Source organism: Rhizobium sp. 16-488-2b, assembly GCF_017741815.1.
Lineage (GTDB): Bacteria > Pseudomonadota > Alphaproteobacteria > Rhizobiales > Rhizobiaceae > Rhizobium.
Genome location: NZ_JAGHMF010000031.1, coordinates 140789 through 157660, shown reverse-complemented (window position 1 = coordinate 157660; position 16872 = coordinate 140789). Strand labels below are relative to the sequence as shown.

Sequence of the window (16872 nt, the reverse complement as noted above, 5' to 3'; positions counted from 1 at the left end):
AGGCTCGTCTTCGGCCACGCGATTATATTCCATGTCCACTAAAATCTTCTTTTGAATATTAAATTGACTCTATCAAGAGTGCTGGGAGATCAATGCTATAAAGGCAGGTTTTAAGAACTTGGAAAACATATTGAGAATGGCTATAGAGAATGGCCTGCTGATCGACTGTTTGTGGAACGCCGATAGTCAGGACGGCATGCTCACCATTCGCACGAGTCCATTGACTCCCTTAAGAATTGGCATCCTCTCCGCCGTTTGCCGACGGAGCATTTTTTTCAAGCGAGCGAGATGGAAGAACAGATTTGCCCGTTGCTCAGCAACCGTCCCAATGGCTATGCCCAATGAAAGCTATGGCAAGAAGCACAGGGTCCGTTACAAGCCACCCGCTTTGAGCCCCCTGCGACCGCAATCTCCGGCAAGGTCGTCGTGCTCGTCGCCTCGACGCCAGTCTATTTGGAACACCTGAGCTTGGCTTTGGTGCTACCGGCAAGTCACTCAACTTGGCTACAACCTGCGTGCTCTCTCAAATTCTGTCTGTGTTATTTAAGTGTATCGGGCCAGCGCATATCCCAATAATCGCTGAAACCGCCGTTATTATTATCACGTTGTCACCTTTTGTTTATTGTCATCGCATATTGAATAATAAATAGCTGCGTAACATGATCTTTCATTAAGCACACTCCACTGTACTATTATTGATTACAATACAATATATTACGTAATATAACCTGTCATCGACTGCATACAACACTTATAGTACGAATACCAAAACTATAACGAATTTTACATAGGCTTTATATCAGCCTTTTATTTTACCACAATAACGTGGCCGACACACGGGAACGTAAAACGAAAGATGCAGGATATAAGCCAAGTAAGATAATGCGATGCACTGTCTATTCCAGCAGCACCTTGCCGATTGCCAGTATGGCATCATAAGCTAAAGGCTCCCCCAGTTCCCTGCTATAAATCTTGCAAATTCCTTTGCCGCCACTTCGTGTCACGATTTCACAACTCTCATAGTGAAAATTTTCATTTGGGAAAATCGCCACAAAATAATCCATGTCTTCTTGTTCCTGGTACTCTCCTCCCGAAACGGAATTGTGAATTTCCCTTAAAGCCGCCAGTGATACGTTTGTCTGATAAGGAGGAACGGCGCAGGCGAACAGCTGCCCATCCGAATCTTCCTTGCACAAGAGGTGCTTGTTCTCCTTGCAGGCTCTAGCCACGTCCAGGGAGGTAAAGACGAAGGACAAAGGATACTTCCACCCAGCCTGATGCAGCTCCATTTCCGCATCGTTGACATAGGCAGCCTCTGCATGAGCCCAATGCTCAGCTGCAGATGGTATATAGTACTTTAACGTCTCTCTTTGTGCAGACTTGTGGGCCTCCACCACATTTAGAAGCTGAGCCTTCAATCGAGTGGGCTCCTTGATCCAACGAAACTCATCGATATGAAACCGTCGAGAGCGACCGTAAGAACGAGCCATTCAAATATTTAGGTTTGTTCAACTTGGCAAAAATGCATGGGAAGCAGACGTTATTTAAAGGTGGCTGGTCAATAGTGTCAGCAACGCAAATTATTTGGGCATGACATTTTCTTCCGGTTATTACTCCAAGGACATATTGCTTTAAAACGTTTTCTATTTGCTACAGAATATCAGTAGCCCCCATTGTGTTCAAATAATTCAGGAACAAAAGTCATCCTTCCCGACTTTTTGGTTTCCTTATGTTGAATTCACGCTAGTCTTGAAAACATTAGGCTACTTTTTTGTCGTTATTTATCGATTTTCAAGGAGTATGACTTTACATGGTAAGGAAAACATGTCGGCACTTCTTTTGAGAGTTCGGTAGCTAATTTCGGTAAATAAGTCATCTTTTACGGCGAGTGGGCCAGTGTGGTCATATATTGCGGCTGTGTGAGAACGATTAAAACTAGCCTAAGAAAGTCATAACAAATGTCAAACAGAAAAGGCTTAATTTCAAACAAATGACCGTTCAACTAGAAACAAAAGACAACTCAATCAATAGCATAGGTCGCATCTGACCATATCCATGATACTTATTACAGTATTTTACTAATAAGTAAAACAAGTAGACACATTGGGCCATCGTCGACATCAGCACCCTCAGATCAGCGACTGCAACCAGTTTATCCAAACATGCATTCACCATGGCTTACCACCTTATCACGGTCGAGCTCATGCCGCCGGGTTGCATAGAGGTCAAAGATCAGAGTCTCTCCGTCTGTCGAAGTGAGCCTCAACTGCTCATCCAGCTTGGCGACGTGGCCAGGGAAACTAAGTGCCGCGAAGTAGGCGCTCCGGATAGGATCCTCGTACCCGACGAAACCTGATGCCTCCCTAAGCCCCCTATTCACTTCATTGAAACTTACATTCTTCTGGTACGGCGGCAGATTGGTGAGGAGCGCTCCATGCGTCGAATTGTAGGGCAACCACCCTCCATAGAAGCATTGCATCATCGTTGGGCAGTCAACGTAGAGGAACAGTGTCTCAGGCGTTTGGGGAGGATGCTCTTCGTCGATATCCATCGACGGGTTCTCACCGAGTTCGATCAGGGAAACCCGCTCGTCTGAGACGCTTTGGATGTGCTTCATCAGCTCATCGCTTGACGCCACATCCTTAACCCTAAGATTGGAAAAGAGAGCACACAGGTCAACTTCAGCCATGTTACAAAAGTGGGAAACAGAAGTGGCTTGTACCCATAACTCAAAGCACCATTACTATTTATAGATGTTATGTACTATAGATAAAGTTGAACATAGAGATGGGTATAGATGCACCAAAAACTAATAATAAATAAAACGGCTACCGACGTACCACGTCGCACATTCTATAAACAATTATATATTAGCACGTGTCTTCTTTTAAATGAATCAGAGTTTTGCACATTAGCAAAAGCACGGATGGGAATAGGTTCTGATGTCCAATAATGGTGGCATATCATCAACAGAATCTCTCTTTTTCCATTAATTATAGTACACCCGCCTACCTTTATTTATGCTGCGAAAAGAGGCCACTTTTTTCAACCTGAGCCCCACGTTAGGCCTGTCGGCACCAAGCCAAACAGGTGTCGCTTTTTCATTGGACTCTCATTTAAAACATGACAAAGACAGCATTCATTTATTCTGGCTAAGTGCAGTTTGGGCCTTATGTTGATTTTGGGCTCTAAAACGGATCATGGCTTCACATCTAAAGCCCGTGTCAGAATGGGCAATCAAATTTCTGATGGAGTACTTGTCTCATCATTACAATATCAAATCGTATAAGGTCACGTTGATTTCAATAATTTACATTCAGTTTGGCCTAGCCATGTGTTTGATAGTTACTAACATTTTGCATAATTTATGTCCTGTGCCGCACGTGTAAAGATTTTTAATTAGTATTAAGCACTTCATATCTTAATCATAAAATAATAATGCCTCGTGATTACAACCATCAATACAGCTGCCAATTCAACTTTTTACAAACCCAATAACCAGCAATTTTAAGCTCTGCCCCCACCCCTCCCCATTATGGGAATCTTTTAGAAACAACTTTTAATAACGCCAAAAAAATACGAAAAAGCAAGCGCACTACTATCAACGTGAACCACCAAGCATGCAGCATTTTTGCTTGATCCATGTTTCATGGCCGCCATGTTTTGAGCATCGATTTTGGTGGGATGGAAATTATTGCCAAACTGACTCTTGCTTTCCCGACCAGAGACTGTGGCTGATTGGTCCGGCACCGTCCTTTAAATGGTACTGGAACTTGCAGTTGGTTCATACTCATCATCGCAATGCCTACCCACATGCACTTCCTTCCACGCTTTTACCCAAGAAATCTGACGCAGGCCTGGAACCAGATCAACTTATGCGAGGAGATCCGCTTCGCCTTTATCACCTATAGCCAAGTCTACGGCAAAACCCTCATGGAGTACCAGCAGGGGTGGGCTCGAGACGTTCTTGAATTGGAGGAAAACTCGCCACCGGTGAATATCCTCAAACAGTTAGCTCAGATTTTAAAGAACCAACTATGCTATCACCGTCCCATGTTTGTCAGCCAACCGGATTTAGCCCGAGAGAGGGAGCAACATGTATTTGTTTATCTTTCTCGCGAAAAAATGCAGAAAGTGCTGAGGGAACAATCGATTACGTTTGGAATGGAGGCCGTCGTAGCAACGACGATTCAACCCTATCGTTGCGACCTTTCGGTCAAGGCACTGCTCCATGCTCACAACCTTGCTTGGCCGCTCCGGCGCATGGTAAAATCTGATCTGGAATGCTTCATTGCTATTTTTGCAAGTACCTTATTCGTCCACTTGCTTGAGGCAAAATTGACCAACCTTTATGGGAGAGAGGCACCTTGCGCGTTCTTTGTGCGGCTAGGCACTGAGAACCGCCGCTATGACGTTATAGCCTGCGGCCTTACGAAGTTCGATGAAAGCGACCGTGTGGTACCACCTCCGGCGGCAGCGCAGCCAGACTTAAACCTGCGGCTCTCAGTGCAAAGCGAAGAAGACGTGATGAAGCCTGAGATAGTATACCCGAAGAATGAAGCCTAAGGCGGCTTGAGCTCCTTGCAGGCCACCTTTATCTATGAGTTTGTCGTGGTTTCCATGTTCTCTGGCGTAGCCTTACGATTCCTTCGGGAACTGTAGCATACGCCCCAATGTGTTTGACCTGTTTATTCTAATAAATGTTTTCGCAATAATAATAGGTTTACCTCTGCTTTTTCTCTTAATTATTACACATAACATCAATATTTTGAAGAACATTATTACATATCGATACAACTGCAAATGCTTAACACGATTACATTTAATATAACTGAAAACATACATACTATTGTATGATATTATTCTACGTTCCAATACATTTTGGAGAGACGTTAAAGTACTATATAGAAAATTAAATAATCGCACTGCGGCCCCAACAGCTTATTATAATATAATCGAAATCATCTCCGCTGGGGGGAGATAATATCGGACATGGTGAGCCACGTGCGTATTAATCCCGTAGGTTTGTTTAGAAATGCGTATTAATCCCGTAGGTTTGAATTTTCCGGTGCACCAACAAAGCGTCCCCTCGTAGCAATTCGATGATCGTTGACCATCACGGAAGGCCCCGGGGAAGTCACAGCCAGGGGAGTGACGCTCAGATCATCAAGCTCTGCAACTTGGTCAGGGGGAACATCGCCCGGCGACACGCGTTTGGCCTTCCTCTTCTTGACCTTTGCCCGCCGAACTAGGTCGGAAAGGACTAGTGATACCTCTCCAAACGTCTGAGCCATACCGGCAACGTTTATTCCGGCTAGTTCCATCCTGAAAAATAAGAAAGGGTAGATATCAGAAAATACGTTGCTTGTAAAATTAAACAAAGATGAAGAACACTCACAGTATTGAAGCGTTACAGCATGATCTAAATAATCCTTTGTTCTGGTAAATGGATCTATATAGGACTTTATTTGGTAGATTGCGGAAGACTAATGGAAAGTAAAAGCAGGCCCACCGCCGAAAGGCATGGTCGTTGTAGGCCCTATGCAATGATGAAGCATTCTTCTTTTGTTTAGCTGCTAACGTTTCTCCGTTGATTGCGGATTTTCTTTCAGCCTGCTCAATTGGCAACATTAAAGTCTTGTGAAAATGAAATTTGAACAGAAGGCGATAGTGACATTTTAGCTCGTCCACAAATATATGCAGTCCTAATTAGCGGCTAGTGGACCCCAAAAGGTATAGTGGGGAATGCAAGTGGGGCGGCTGCCATTGACGAGTGCAATGACCTCATTGGGGTTAGTGGGAATATCTCGAATTGCGTGGCCGGCTAGTGCTCTTGTCAAGGGGCCCGCTTTTAGCTGTCAAGATGCGAAAGCACGTGGGGGACAAGCAAATCACGAAGGCATTTTTCTGGAAGACTTTAATGTCATCAATCACAGCGCTAATAGTCAAAGATGGAATTTTTTGGAATCTAATTAGTGTCAGTCTTAAATGTACCCAGAAAATATTTTTAAGCAGGGTGTAATACCAAAAATAAGGACAAACTTGATTATTCATAGAAAACCAAAATACGATGCCGCTGAGCAGCTTACAAGCCTACGGGATTAATACGCAATAGTACATTAATATACTCAAGCAGGAAAATATATTTTATTCCAATCCAGAGGATGGAGTGAAGAGAGTGTCCCGCCGGTGCTGTGAATGACGGCGCAGGCTGTTATGATGCCCGTCTTAACCTGCTCTTCTAACGAAGCTCCGTTTACGCAGTCGTTACTGCCAATCAGGCAAATTCCCCCATCCTCCATTAAAGGAGATTTATCCACAGGCAGATCTTGGATGTACTGACATTTTTTAAGAGAATTTTCCCTCCACAAAGATGCCTTGAAACCATCCGTCAGGTGGCCGTCGAAGACATATCCTTCGTAGTCTTCGTTGACGGGAACCAAGTGACAAGCCAGTTCAGGAAAGGCAGCCGCAAGTTCCCTGACTAACTCCAAGCACCTTCTCTTCTTCTCATCGGACCGGATTGGGCGGGATAAGTAGTCGCTCATTTCATAATGAAAAATAACAAGTCCCTCTCCCGATGGCGATTCGATGTCAATACAACACAGCTCACGGACAAGCCCATCCGTCCAAATCAAGGCTGGGATATCGGCGTCAAGCCAGAATTTTTGCTTCGTGATCATGAACAGTGCTGCGTTAACAGTAGCGGACGAATTCCCAGCGGGCGGTCCGATATCATAGCCGACACAGGTTGCATGGCTAACCGGAGTGATATTGGTTGAAACGGACCCAGCACGCCCGCCAATGATGACCTGGTCAAAAACGCGCGAACGGCCATCTCTCATGCATACCTTCACTTTCCCCCCCTCCTTGGCTACTTCACGCAGGGGGTCAAAACAGAGTCCTGCTTTTCTCTTAAATATTTCAATGCGCATCAGAGCCTGCAAAAGATGAACCCCTCCAACAGAAATATGCTGGTCCTCCTCGTACCCATTGATTATCCAGTCCAGGATTGTCGAAAACAGCAGGGTGTAACAGGAAGAAATTCGACGGCCGCCCAATCTCATTATCCCGAAAACCTCGAAATCCTGGGTAATTTGCCACGCCGCGCCACCAGGACTCTCAACACCACAGCTGAAGATCTCGACCAGAGCGGCATGGAAAGTGAAATTGGAAAACTCCCTGAGCCAAGCCCACCGTGCTTCCGAGGCTTCATTATAACGCCGACCTTTCAACATGGAAAAGATATCCATCGGAGCGATCAGCCTCCTGCCGTTCCGTTCACACCCGTGGTATAGTAGCTTCTCCCACCCTGCACATACCCGCTGAAGTACACCCGGTGGAGCTTGTCCAGCCGGCCATTCGTAGCGTTTATTCCGGAAGTAGAGTGCTGTGTGATCGCTGCCAGCACAAGGAAAACGAAGGCTGGAGGGAATTCTAAACTTATCCAGATAGTATGACAGGCAAATTTGGTTGCCGGAGATGGGCATGACACCGAATGACGTCAAGACTTGGTGAGCGTCGCCGTTTGGCATCGGCGATACGCCCAAACTCCCAACCTCATCAATTGGGTCAAAAAGGGCGATTTCCCTGACGCCAGCGTTAAGTAGTTCTGTGGCAGCAACAAGGCCAGACAGCCCACCGCCTACGATAGCAACACTAGGTAGTGGTGTGCCTTCCGGATAATGCCCCACGCAATCATGGGCATCGCGCTCATGGAGGAAAACCTGATAGTCGTACCGCAGATCGAAGCAGGAAAGATTCTCATTGTAGTTCGCTGGCTTATCCAATGCGTTATGGAAGAGCACTGGCCCTACAGCTACTATGTCGTAACGGCTGAAGCACTCAGCGGGACGACGAAAAAAGCGGCCGGTTGTTTTTAAGCCATTTCGCCCATGCAGATCACATGTGCCCTCATCAACAAATAGGCTGCTGAGTTGGATGGCAATAAAGCACTGTACGTCTGCAATGGTCGTGCAACTGCCTGGGCAAAAGCTATTGTGGGCTCGAGACATTTCCTGCAGTGAGAGGTCACTCACGTAAGGCGGGATCATGCAAGCCAGTACGGCATCTCCAGGCTGAGCAATGCACCGGTTCTTAACAAAGTGGCACAACCGGCGGTACGACGTATAAATGAAGACCTGGGTGCGACGAGGTCTCAGCACTTCTAGTGTGCCTGTTCGGGGACCATGAAGGCAAGGTTCAATCTGGAACACCAGCGCCACGTCTTCTATGGTTTCTGCAAATCCTTGGTCGAACACCCAATCTGTCCACCTTTGCTGATATTGTAAAAGTTCATCGCAGAACTGATCATAGCAGACAAAGGCCTGAGAAATTGCTCGTTTCAATTTGGCCGCACTAGGTAGACTGTTAATGGCAAACAGGGGGAAGCGGGGGCGGTTATACGGAAGATACATCACGTAGGTATGGAGTATTGCTAGAGATAATTAGAGAGCTCTTTTGGTTATCAGTGGCATACTTTAGCAATGTAAATCTGGATAGAACATATATAATTCGAAAACTTTCTACTGTTATTTCTTTTTATGCTGATGTATACTTAAATGGCGACATGTTATTGAAAATAAATAAAGCTGTCCCCTAGAAAAAGTCAAAAATTAAAAAGATGAACGAAAAGTCAAAAAGGCCGGAAAATTACGGCCTGAATTTATGCAATTTCGACCACGCCAATAATATTGACAAAAAGGAATTCAACATACAAAAACAACACACATATTAAACACATTTGAAACTGCAGTTACTTCTTCTGTTTTGTATCGTATTCATAATTTACTATCAGTTAAACCAAATACATCTTTGATGCTCGCAATTTCATTATCGTCGCTCCCACCGTCTTCTAGGAATTTGGCATAACGTTCGAGCATTCTAGCAGCAGCATCGAGGATTAGAACACCAATTTCATTAAACTCTTTACAGGGATGTGGTTCCCGGAAAGTTATATATTGGCTGCAGAAGCTCGCTCTGCTTGGATCGCGGGGCACAACCATTGTCGGGGCGTCGAAAAGACCGAGAACATATTTTTTGACAACCTGAGGATCGACGAGTTCAAACTGATTTTCATTCTCGAGAGCGAAGGCGGTGAGCGGAAGTCCGTTTTCCTTGGCGGCATAAGCACGGCTGGCTTGATCACAGAAGAGACCAAAAACACCACTTAACGGAACAGAACAAAGATCATCTCGTTTGAAAAATGAAGTAAGCGCAGCAGCAGAAAGATTGAGGCAGGAGGAAGGGCCAGTGTGAAGACCGAAACTGGTGGAACCACCCCTACCATATACGTGCTCGCCAAGGCGGTGGAGCACCTCTAAGGTACGGTGCGACTCAACGTCAACTTCCAAATACAAGACCTTGTCGCACTGATAAACTACCGTTCCACGAGGCTTGTTGGCGGCGATCGCGAAGACGGTACTGCCAAGCAGTTCTCGATCCCGGTCAACCAAGCCAAGATGGGTGAAATCGGCGGCGGCCAGCTTGCTGTTGTCGGGGACAGGAGCGAAAAGGGCTTCAAATTTTGACGCCGGCGGACGAGGAGTTGGTCTGAGGATCCCGTGCTGTTTCCAATGATTTTTCAAGAGTTCTGCAGTGACTGTGCCATTGCCTTTCATAGAATTGTAACTCTCAAGCATTCTGGCATCAGCGAGAGTTCCGGATCTCGCAAACTGGAGGGTGAAATGGACGGAAACGGGAGAATTTCTGGAACTCATCCTCGGCTGAACGAAGATGTAGACGGCGGCGCCTTCTCCAATATCTTCAGCAACTTCTTTCTCGATCTTTTCACGGACAGCCTGGCTGATCCCGTCAGAAGTGGCTAGGATCGCACTTGCTATGTCGGGGTGGCAGATTGCGCACTGGTACCCTATTCCAAGATCTCGTACAGGAGTTTCACCGGCGGCGACGGCAATGCGGTGATTTAGAGCAGGCATCCGCCGGATGATTTCGCCGAGGCCTCTCACCTTTTCGGGATTCATTGCAGCAACGACGTTACATATGCCGCCAAGACCTCTGCCGACAGCGGTTTTAAGCACCTCAACAGGGTCATGCAAAACCTGCAGCGCAGCGAGTTCTCCCTTCCAGTCTCCTTCAGGGAACGCGACGGCGGCGGCGCAAGCTGCATCACTGGCAGGCATGATAACGGGGAAGAAAAGGGCAAGATCTTGGGAAAAAAGGGAGAGGATTTGTTGTTCCGTATTAAGTCAACAGATAATACAGCTCTCCTCTGTACGCAACTATATGTCATAGTTGTGGGCCACAATAATAATGACAGGACAACGCATCATTAAGTAAGAGGTTTCTCTATCCAATAAAGTCAACTCCTTCCTGCTGCATGCATTTAAAGGCTTCTTTGCGTGGCCTATTTACCCACATCGCTCCCGATATGTTACTTGGCTATCTCATTCCCGATATCGCCGAACGTCTCCAACGCCATCTTGCGGATCCGGCTCTCAGAGCCCTACTCGCATTTGATGGCGATGGCACCACATTCAAACAAGATCGGAGCCGTCACTGCTGGGAAATTAATCCTGCCATCAATATCATCGACAATTTGTCCAAGATTGCCGGTAAGGGGCACTACCTATTGCTCACTTCCGCTCGTCACGGCGGCGAGATCGCTAGCTCGCCCTTTAAAGCAATTCCGGGTATTGGCTTTCAAGGAAACGACGGGACGGTCACAATCTTCGAAGGTAAACGTCTTGAATCAGTTCCCCCACCCAATTGGGAGCCTGTCCACATGGTTATGGAGAGCAACCTCGGCAACACTCCCGGAATCCGCAACATTCCAATGGAGCATTTCTACGGCTGTCAGATGTGGGACTCCCATCTAAGTTACCAATCAGCCGGAGATCTGCTTTCATCGCTTCTTTCGCGCATTGATGATCCTTCAAGACGTGCTTTCCGGGCAGTCGCAGTGTCGGAGGGTCATTGTCTCATGCCCAAGGAAACGCCCGGCAAACGCGACGGCTATTTCGCTTATGTCAATCTACTCCCTCATAAGATCGGATTTCATATCGCGTGCGGCAACGGTGAAAACGATAGAGATTTGCTGACCGCCGTTGGCAACAAGGAAAACGGCATCGCGTTCTGGGTAGGCACTGCAGACACCAAGCCCGGTGGACCAAACGTCTTCGTTATTCCTAGTGAGGATGCGCTTGCTGCTACTATTGGCGAACTTGGAGAGCTTCTTCCGATCTCAGAGACTGATGACGTTTCTCGATCCACTGGCCCTGCTCTGTAAATCACATCTGAACAGTCTGTAGTGGTTTCATTCGCCATTGAGAGAAGCTGTTGTCGTCATCTTGCAACTTGATGTATTTAAATAATTGCCTTTATGAAATAAAATAAATTTGTATAGTTGTCACGTATTTTAAAATTGCCAGTCGATTCTGGCACGTCTTATTTCCTAAAATGCAGGAAATATTCTATCCATATGCTCGATATGCGCGCCACCAGCGACTTCAATTAATTGATATTAAATTTTTTAGTTCGCATGACACCTATCACCAATATATAATATTGGTATTGATCTTAGATGCAACAGCTATTTCTTAATATACTATATATTTGCCTTATTTCTAAACAAACGCAGAGATATAATTTTCACCGCCAGCTTCCGAATTAACATCACTTTCAAGCTCATCGAATTCTTCGAAATTTCAATTCAATCTCCATTCCTTCGAAGGGCTCACATGGATGGAAGTTCTTCATCGATAACTGCTGATGTTGCTATGCCACACCTTTGTCAGCGCAAACCGTCTTCCCTGAAAGAGAAGGGGTGGCCTGAGTGGAAACTCCAGTGGGATCTCCCACCGGGCGTCACCTCCGAGGACGTTCTTGAACGACATTCGGTGGCGAATCTTCTTCAACGGCTCCACGAACCATTGCCTCTTCAAGTGATAGAACACCGCGGAATGTACAACCTAGGGAAAGGTGTGCAGGAATGTACCGAAACTTCGATCCTGACTGCGCTGGGAGAAGGTAACCGGAATCTCTGCGAATTGGATGTTGCGCTTACTCGGGACAATATGCCCATTGTATCGCATGAATTCAACTTGTGGCGTGTCACCACTTTGCCAGACAAACCGATCCGGGAGATGCCCTATCGTGAGATCGAGAACGTGCCGGTAATCATTCGCGAGATTTCAGAGGGCAGAATTAGCGATTCATACGTCGTCACGAACGACTTCGTTCCATTTCTTGAGCCTCTCCTCGACAACGTTTTCAAGGTTAATCCGGTTGCGACCGTCTTTTTGGATGGTCGCCAATTTGAAGCCCACATTATTACTGCTTGGCTCAGCCATCGTCCGAGATATCATCAACGAGTGGTGCTACTCTTCTATACATTTAAGTACTCCGACGGCGACTCGTTCGTCGATGCCGTTAAAGGTGCCGACCCAGCACCTGACTGGCGGCAAACCATTGCACTGATGCCGGCGATTTTTCCCCACGAGCTTCCTAGGTTAGCGAAGTTACTCCATCTCGACGACCTCGCGGTTGAGGACCTTTATGCAGCTGGACGGGCCTGGATCGATTCAATTCTCAAGCAGACGATGAGGATCGTTGCGGTTCATATTGTGTTCGCTGGGGTAAAAAGTGACCAATTGGGTCAGTGCACGAATCCGGAAGTGATCAGAGCGTTCAACGAAGATCACGCCGCGGTTCGCCTTGCCTATTACGTGAAGGAGGACCCTGATGTGCGAAAGATGCATCCTTGCCTTAAGCTGATGGCCGTAACGAGGTCTTACGATTTCTCTGACCAACTGGAACATGGCGGTAGAGCAGAGTATGGCATCGACTTCATGACAGGGAGGGCAGTGAAGCGCGAGACAGATGAACGAAAACACATTCGTCGTGGTTATGGAACGCCGGGCAATGCAGCGGCGATGGCCGATTGGGTTATCTCAGACCGCCCTGAGGATGACATGGCAGTCTGGGAGTGGCGTAAACGAGATATCCACCGGAATGTTGATCATCGCTGCCCACATCTCGATGTCATAGGTTTTAAAAAATTCGAATAATTGTTTCCACTAATAGTGCCCCACGGCGCTATTTGGCGTTTGTAATTTCAGTTACAGTGTGATGATTGTTGTAATTGTCTTAACACTCTATTATCGATTTCTGAAATAGTAATATGCTATTTCTCCTATAAATATTGGCATATAATCAATTGCACGAGAATAATGTTTCTCCAAAAGCCTAATGGTTTTGTAAATACACTATCTTATACTACATCCAATCATGTTGAATTCTACGTTTCTTGGTACAACACCACTGAATGAAATACACACTACAGAAAAAGTTAGCCAGAAATGTCGGGCAACCTTGGTAAAGAGTAGAGTGTGGAAGGTCTCAAATGATGTCGCATTCTCTGGCGATTACAAAAGCATATATCCTGCCACCGCCGCCATCAAGCCAGCATCTTGAGCTCGCATAGGAATGGAGTTGTCATTGCGCTGGGTGACGTCATCGTGGCGTTCCGCAAATGCATTCTTCTGTAGGTCGAGGCGCAGCGGGCGCGTGTTAGCTCGTCCGCCATGGTGCGCTCGATCATTTCAAGATCGCATTGCTCGTCGACGACAAAGCCGGCCGATTCCATCATCCCAGAGTCCGCATTAGTGGGTGATTCAAGGACGGAGTGCGACTTTCGATAGAAACCAATGGGTTACCACGCGCAAGGAATGCTCGTGAGATGTGCCTACTCCCAGATCGGCATGGATGGACGCCGCTGGCGAGCGGCTGGCCATGAGCGCCACAGTCATGGCCGAGAAGCTCGGCCGGCATCGTTCGACGATTTTCCGCGAGCTCAAGCGGAATGTTTTTGAGGATCCGCAGATGCCGGATCTGAGCGGCTATGCGTGACTGCCAGCGAGATGGCACGTGAGCGCAGAGCCAAGCTGCACAAGCTCGACTGATTCTCCGATGTGCGTCAAACGGTGATCGAGCGGATCATGCATGACTGGTCGCCACAGCAGATTGCCGACCGCATGCGGCTGGAGCGCCACCCGATCTGCGTCAATTATCAGACGACCTACAAATTCGCCTGTTCCGCAGACGGCCAGGCCATCAAGCTGTGGCCGCGCCTGGCGAAACGTCGAGCGCGATGCAGGCCGCCGCTTGCCCGTCGGCGCCACGGTCGCCGCTTCTGCTTCTTCCCCTGCCTGCCTCCTGCCGTACAACAACCGGATGCGGCTTCTTCTTATGGATTAGCCCTCCCTTGTGGATTGCCCAACGCCCAGTCCTCGCGGCCGTGAGAGGAGAGCCTCAAGATCGCCGTCCAACAATATCGATTGATCGCAGACACATCGCCGTGCATTGGTTCGCCTCTGGATCTGCCAGCGTTCGAGCTCTTCTGATAGCGCAGCGTCGTATTAAGCAGCCATCGCCATTTTCTCCAGCAAAGGTCTGACCTTCTCCAGAAAGGCGTTGCTTCCGCAAGCGAACCGAAGCTTGGCCTGCAAATTGATCCTGTCCCAATCAATCGTATGGGAGACACCGAGATTGGCAAGAATGGGAAGCGCCGCCATGACGTCCCAAGTTGAATCTCCGACCGAGACGTAGCCATCTGTCTCGCCCATCGCCACTTCGATCAAGGAAATCGTGGCCGCTCCGCAGAAGCGGAAACTAATTCCCAGATCATCCGAGATGAATCGTATCACCTCCAAGCGGTCAGCCGTTGATACGGATGGATGAAAGCTGAAGCCCGTGGAGGCGCGCGACATGTCCAAAGCGGGAAGTGCCTTGAGAGGCTTACCGTTGAGCTGGGTCGGGATGGTCTTTCCCCCGACGATGGTCAGATCCCTCGCCGGAGCATGGATGACGCCAAACGATGGTCGGCGGTTTTCGTAGAGACCGATCGAGACCGCCCAATTCTGGCTACCGCGTACGAAATTGAATGTTCCGTCGATGGGATCGATGACCCAGATCCTGCCGGAGCTGCCGGAAATTTCTCCGCCTTCTTCGCCGAACACACCGTCGTCCGGGAAGACTTCCCGCAGGCGGGCTATCAAGAACTCCTCGACCTTCTTGTCTGCTTCGGTAACGAGGTCGAGGTGACCCTTGCTCTCAACCGGGAGGCTTGCCAACGAATGGAAGTGGCTGAGGGCCAGTTTGCCGGCCTCCCTGGCGATTTCTTCCACCACTGCCTCGAGAGGCCGTGTTGGTCTAGATGACGATCGAATATCAGCCACGGGCTCTGTCCCTTAGTCTGGTCACCTGTGCAACGTCGTCGCCAAGGAGCTGGTCCAACTGGCCCTCACGAACCCATTGAATGACCTGGGATTCGATGTCGACGCCATACTGCATGAGCTTTTCGTGGTATCCGGCCGGCAGGTAGGTAAACGCGGCGAGGCCTTCTTCATGGAGCTGACGCGCCTCGCCACTGGCGAAGTGATAGACTTCGATGTTCATGGCATCGAGATTGGCCTGCCGCGCAACGGCCGCGGGATCGATCAGACGAGAGTGCATCAGACCGACGGTCGGCACCTCGGGAATGGCTTCTTTTACGGCCTTCAGTTGGACGTAATCGAACGAGGAGAACTGCATGAGATCGGCGCAACCCAGTTCATCGATGAGTGCACGCAGTTTTGGGAAAAACACTTCGTTCTGATCGTAGATCTTGAGCTCGACCTGGTAGATGATGCCAAGCTCACGAGCGAGTTGCAGCGCCTCCCTGAGCCTTGGGACACGCTCTCCTGCGAACTCGTCGCTGAACCAGCTACCCGCATCCAGCTTCGACAGTTCCGAATAGGTCATCTTCTGTACGACACCGTGTCCATCAGTGGTCCGGTCGACAGTTTTGTCGTGCATCAGGATAAGCTCGCCGTCGCTCGTTATGCTGAGATCCGTCTCGCAGGTCGCGAGAGGCCCGGCGTATTCAAATGCCTTTCTGAATGCAGCAAGAGTGTTCTCCGGCGCTCCCGCGCTATGGCCTCGATGCCCTCCAAGCCGCATGTTCTCTATGGTCATTCTCAACGGATTCATTCTGTTTCCTTTCGTTTAACGGAGCCGCGCATCGAGCCGATCGCGTAGATAGTCGCCCAGGAGGCTGATGGAGAGGGTCGTCAGCACAATGACCGCGCCCGGGAAGGCGGAGAGCCACCAGGCGATCGCCAAGTAATTGCGGCCATCGGCGACCATGAGACCAAGGCTGGTGGCCGGCGGTTGAATGCCCAGTCCGAGAAAGCTCAACCCGCTTTCGAGAAGGATGATTTCCGGGAAGTTCACGGTGAACTGAACGATCAGCGGACCAGCTATGTTTGGCAGCATGTGGCGAAGGTAGATGCGGCGAGCTGGAACCCCGACAATCCGGGCTGCTTCCGCATAGCCCTCTTCCTTCGCACTGATGACAAGGCCGCGGGTGAGCCGCGCATATCGTTCCCAGTTGGCGAAGCCAACGAGGAAGACGAACAACAGCGGGCTGGAACCAAGCAAGGCCAGCACGCCAAGCGCGATGATGATGAAGGGTACCGATGCCATCGCGTCGGAAAAGCCCATGACCACATTGTCGACCCAGCCGCCGAAATGGGCTGCGACCAGACCGACGCTCGTTCCGATCAGAGCGCATATCACCGAACCGATGATGGCGATCATCAAGGTCGTCTGAGTGGCGATCAGGAGATTGCTGATCACATCACGACCCAGGTAATCGGTCCCCAGCAAATGGCTGGCCGATACGAAGGGTCGGGCAAACCGGGCGAGTGGATCCTGGCTGAGATAGTCGAAGGGCGCCAACCATCGCGCGGTCACGCCGATGAACGCGACTATCCCGATCCATAGGCAACACAGCGCGATGCTCGCAGGCATTCGGCGGAAGGGTGCCGATATCGAGCCACGGAAGATACGGGAGGTTGTCGCAATCGCCAT

Annotated in this window: 11 protein-coding genes and 1 pseudogene; 4 read left to right on the top strand and 8 right to left on the bottom strand. The window is 48.8% G+C overall.

Annotated features, from left to right (window positions below; genetic code table 11):
* Positions 1–896 precede the first annotated feature (896 nt).
* Positions 897–1418, bottom strand: a complete 522-nt coding sequence (locus J5286_RS22990) for a RolB family protein (protein ID WP_245206675.1) — start codon at positions 1416–1418, stop codon at positions 897–899.
* Between the two features lie 734 nt (positions 1419–2152).
* On the bottom strand, positions 2153–2689 hold the full coding sequence (locus J5286_RS22985) for a RolB family protein (RefSeq protein ID WP_110924660.1): 537 nt from the start codon (positions 2687–2689) through the stop codon (positions 2153–2155).
* Positions 2690–3813: 1124 nt separating this feature from the next.
* On the opposite strand from J5286_RS22985, the gene J5286_RS22980 reads away from it, so the two are divergent.
* Positions 3814–4566, top strand: coding sequence for a RolB family protein (locus tag J5286_RS22980; protein WP_174080853.1), 753 nt, complete (start codon positions 3814–3816; stop codon positions 4564–4566).
* 1562 nt (positions 4567–6128) lie between these two features.
* On the opposite strand, the gene J5286_RS22975 is transcribed toward J5286_RS22980, so the two are convergent.
* Together J5286_RS22975 and J5286_RS22970 are read right to left on the bottom strand one after the other, a co-directional pair.
* Entirely contained in the window at positions 6129–8417 is a 2289-nt protein-coding gene (locus J5286_RS22975) for an FAD-dependent oxidoreductase (protein WP_245206685.1), read from the bottom strand.
* A gap of 363 nt (positions 8418–8780) precedes the next feature.
* Positions 8781–10142, bottom strand: coding sequence for a hypothetical protein (locus J5286_RS22970; RefSeq protein ID WP_209193644.1), 1362 nt, complete (start codon positions 10140–10142; stop codon positions 8781–8783).
* 215 nt (positions 10143–10357) lie between these two features.
* Between J5286_RS22970 and J5286_RS22965 the strand changes: the two genes are divergently transcribed.
* Together J5286_RS22965 and J5286_RS22960 are read left to right on the top strand one after the other, a co-directional pair.
* The gene (locus tag J5286_RS22965; protein ID WP_174158416.1) at positions 10358–11248 is read left to right on the top strand and encodes a hypothetical protein; all 891 of its coding nucleotides are present in this window, start codon (positions 10358–10360) and stop codon (positions 11246–11248) included.
* A gap of 451 nt (positions 11249–11699) precedes the next feature.
* Positions 11700–13028, top strand: a complete 1329-nt coding sequence (locus tag J5286_RS22960) for a glycerophosphodiester phosphodiesterase family protein (RefSeq protein WP_234908531.1) — start codon at positions 11700–11702, stop codon at positions 13026–13028.
* Between the two features lie 389 nt (positions 13029–13417).
* Here the strand turns inward: J5286_RS22960 and J5286_RS22955 are convergent, their stop codons facing one another.
* Positions 13418–13609: a hypothetical protein gene (locus J5286_RS22955; protein ID WP_174080849.1), complete on the bottom strand. Its 192-nt coding sequence runs from the start codon at positions 13607–13609 to the stop codon at positions 13418–13420.
* An 85-nt stretch (positions 13610–13694) separates the two neighbouring features.
* On the opposite strand from J5286_RS22955, the pseudogene J5286_RS22950 reads away from it, so the two are divergent.
* Positions 13695–14153 (top strand): annotated as a pseudogene (locus J5286_RS22950) (helix-turn-helix domain-containing protein); the annotation flags it as partial.
* 225 nt (positions 14154–14378) lie between these two features.
* Here the strand turns inward: J5286_RS22950 and J5286_RS22945 are convergent.
* The 3 genes from J5286_RS22945 to J5286_RS22935 are packed head-to-tail and all read right to left on the bottom strand — an operon-like array spanning position 14379 to position 16872.
* Positions 14379–15188 (bottom strand): inositol monophosphatase family protein, encoded by an 810-nt coding sequence (locus J5286_RS22945; RefSeq protein ID WP_374190999.1) that lies wholly within the window; start codon positions 15186–15188, stop codon positions 14379–14381.
* Position 15189: 1 nt separating this feature from the next.
* A complete protein-coding gene (locus tag J5286_RS22940) occupies positions 15190–15990 on the bottom strand; it encodes a glycerophosphodiester phosphodiesterase (protein WP_174080847.1) in 801 nt (266 codons plus the stop codon).
* 15 nt (positions 15991–16005) lie between these two features.
* Complete coding sequence (locus J5286_RS22935) at positions 16006–16872, bottom strand: ABC transporter permease (protein WP_174158415.1); 867 nt, start codon at positions 16870–16872, stop codon at positions 16006–16008.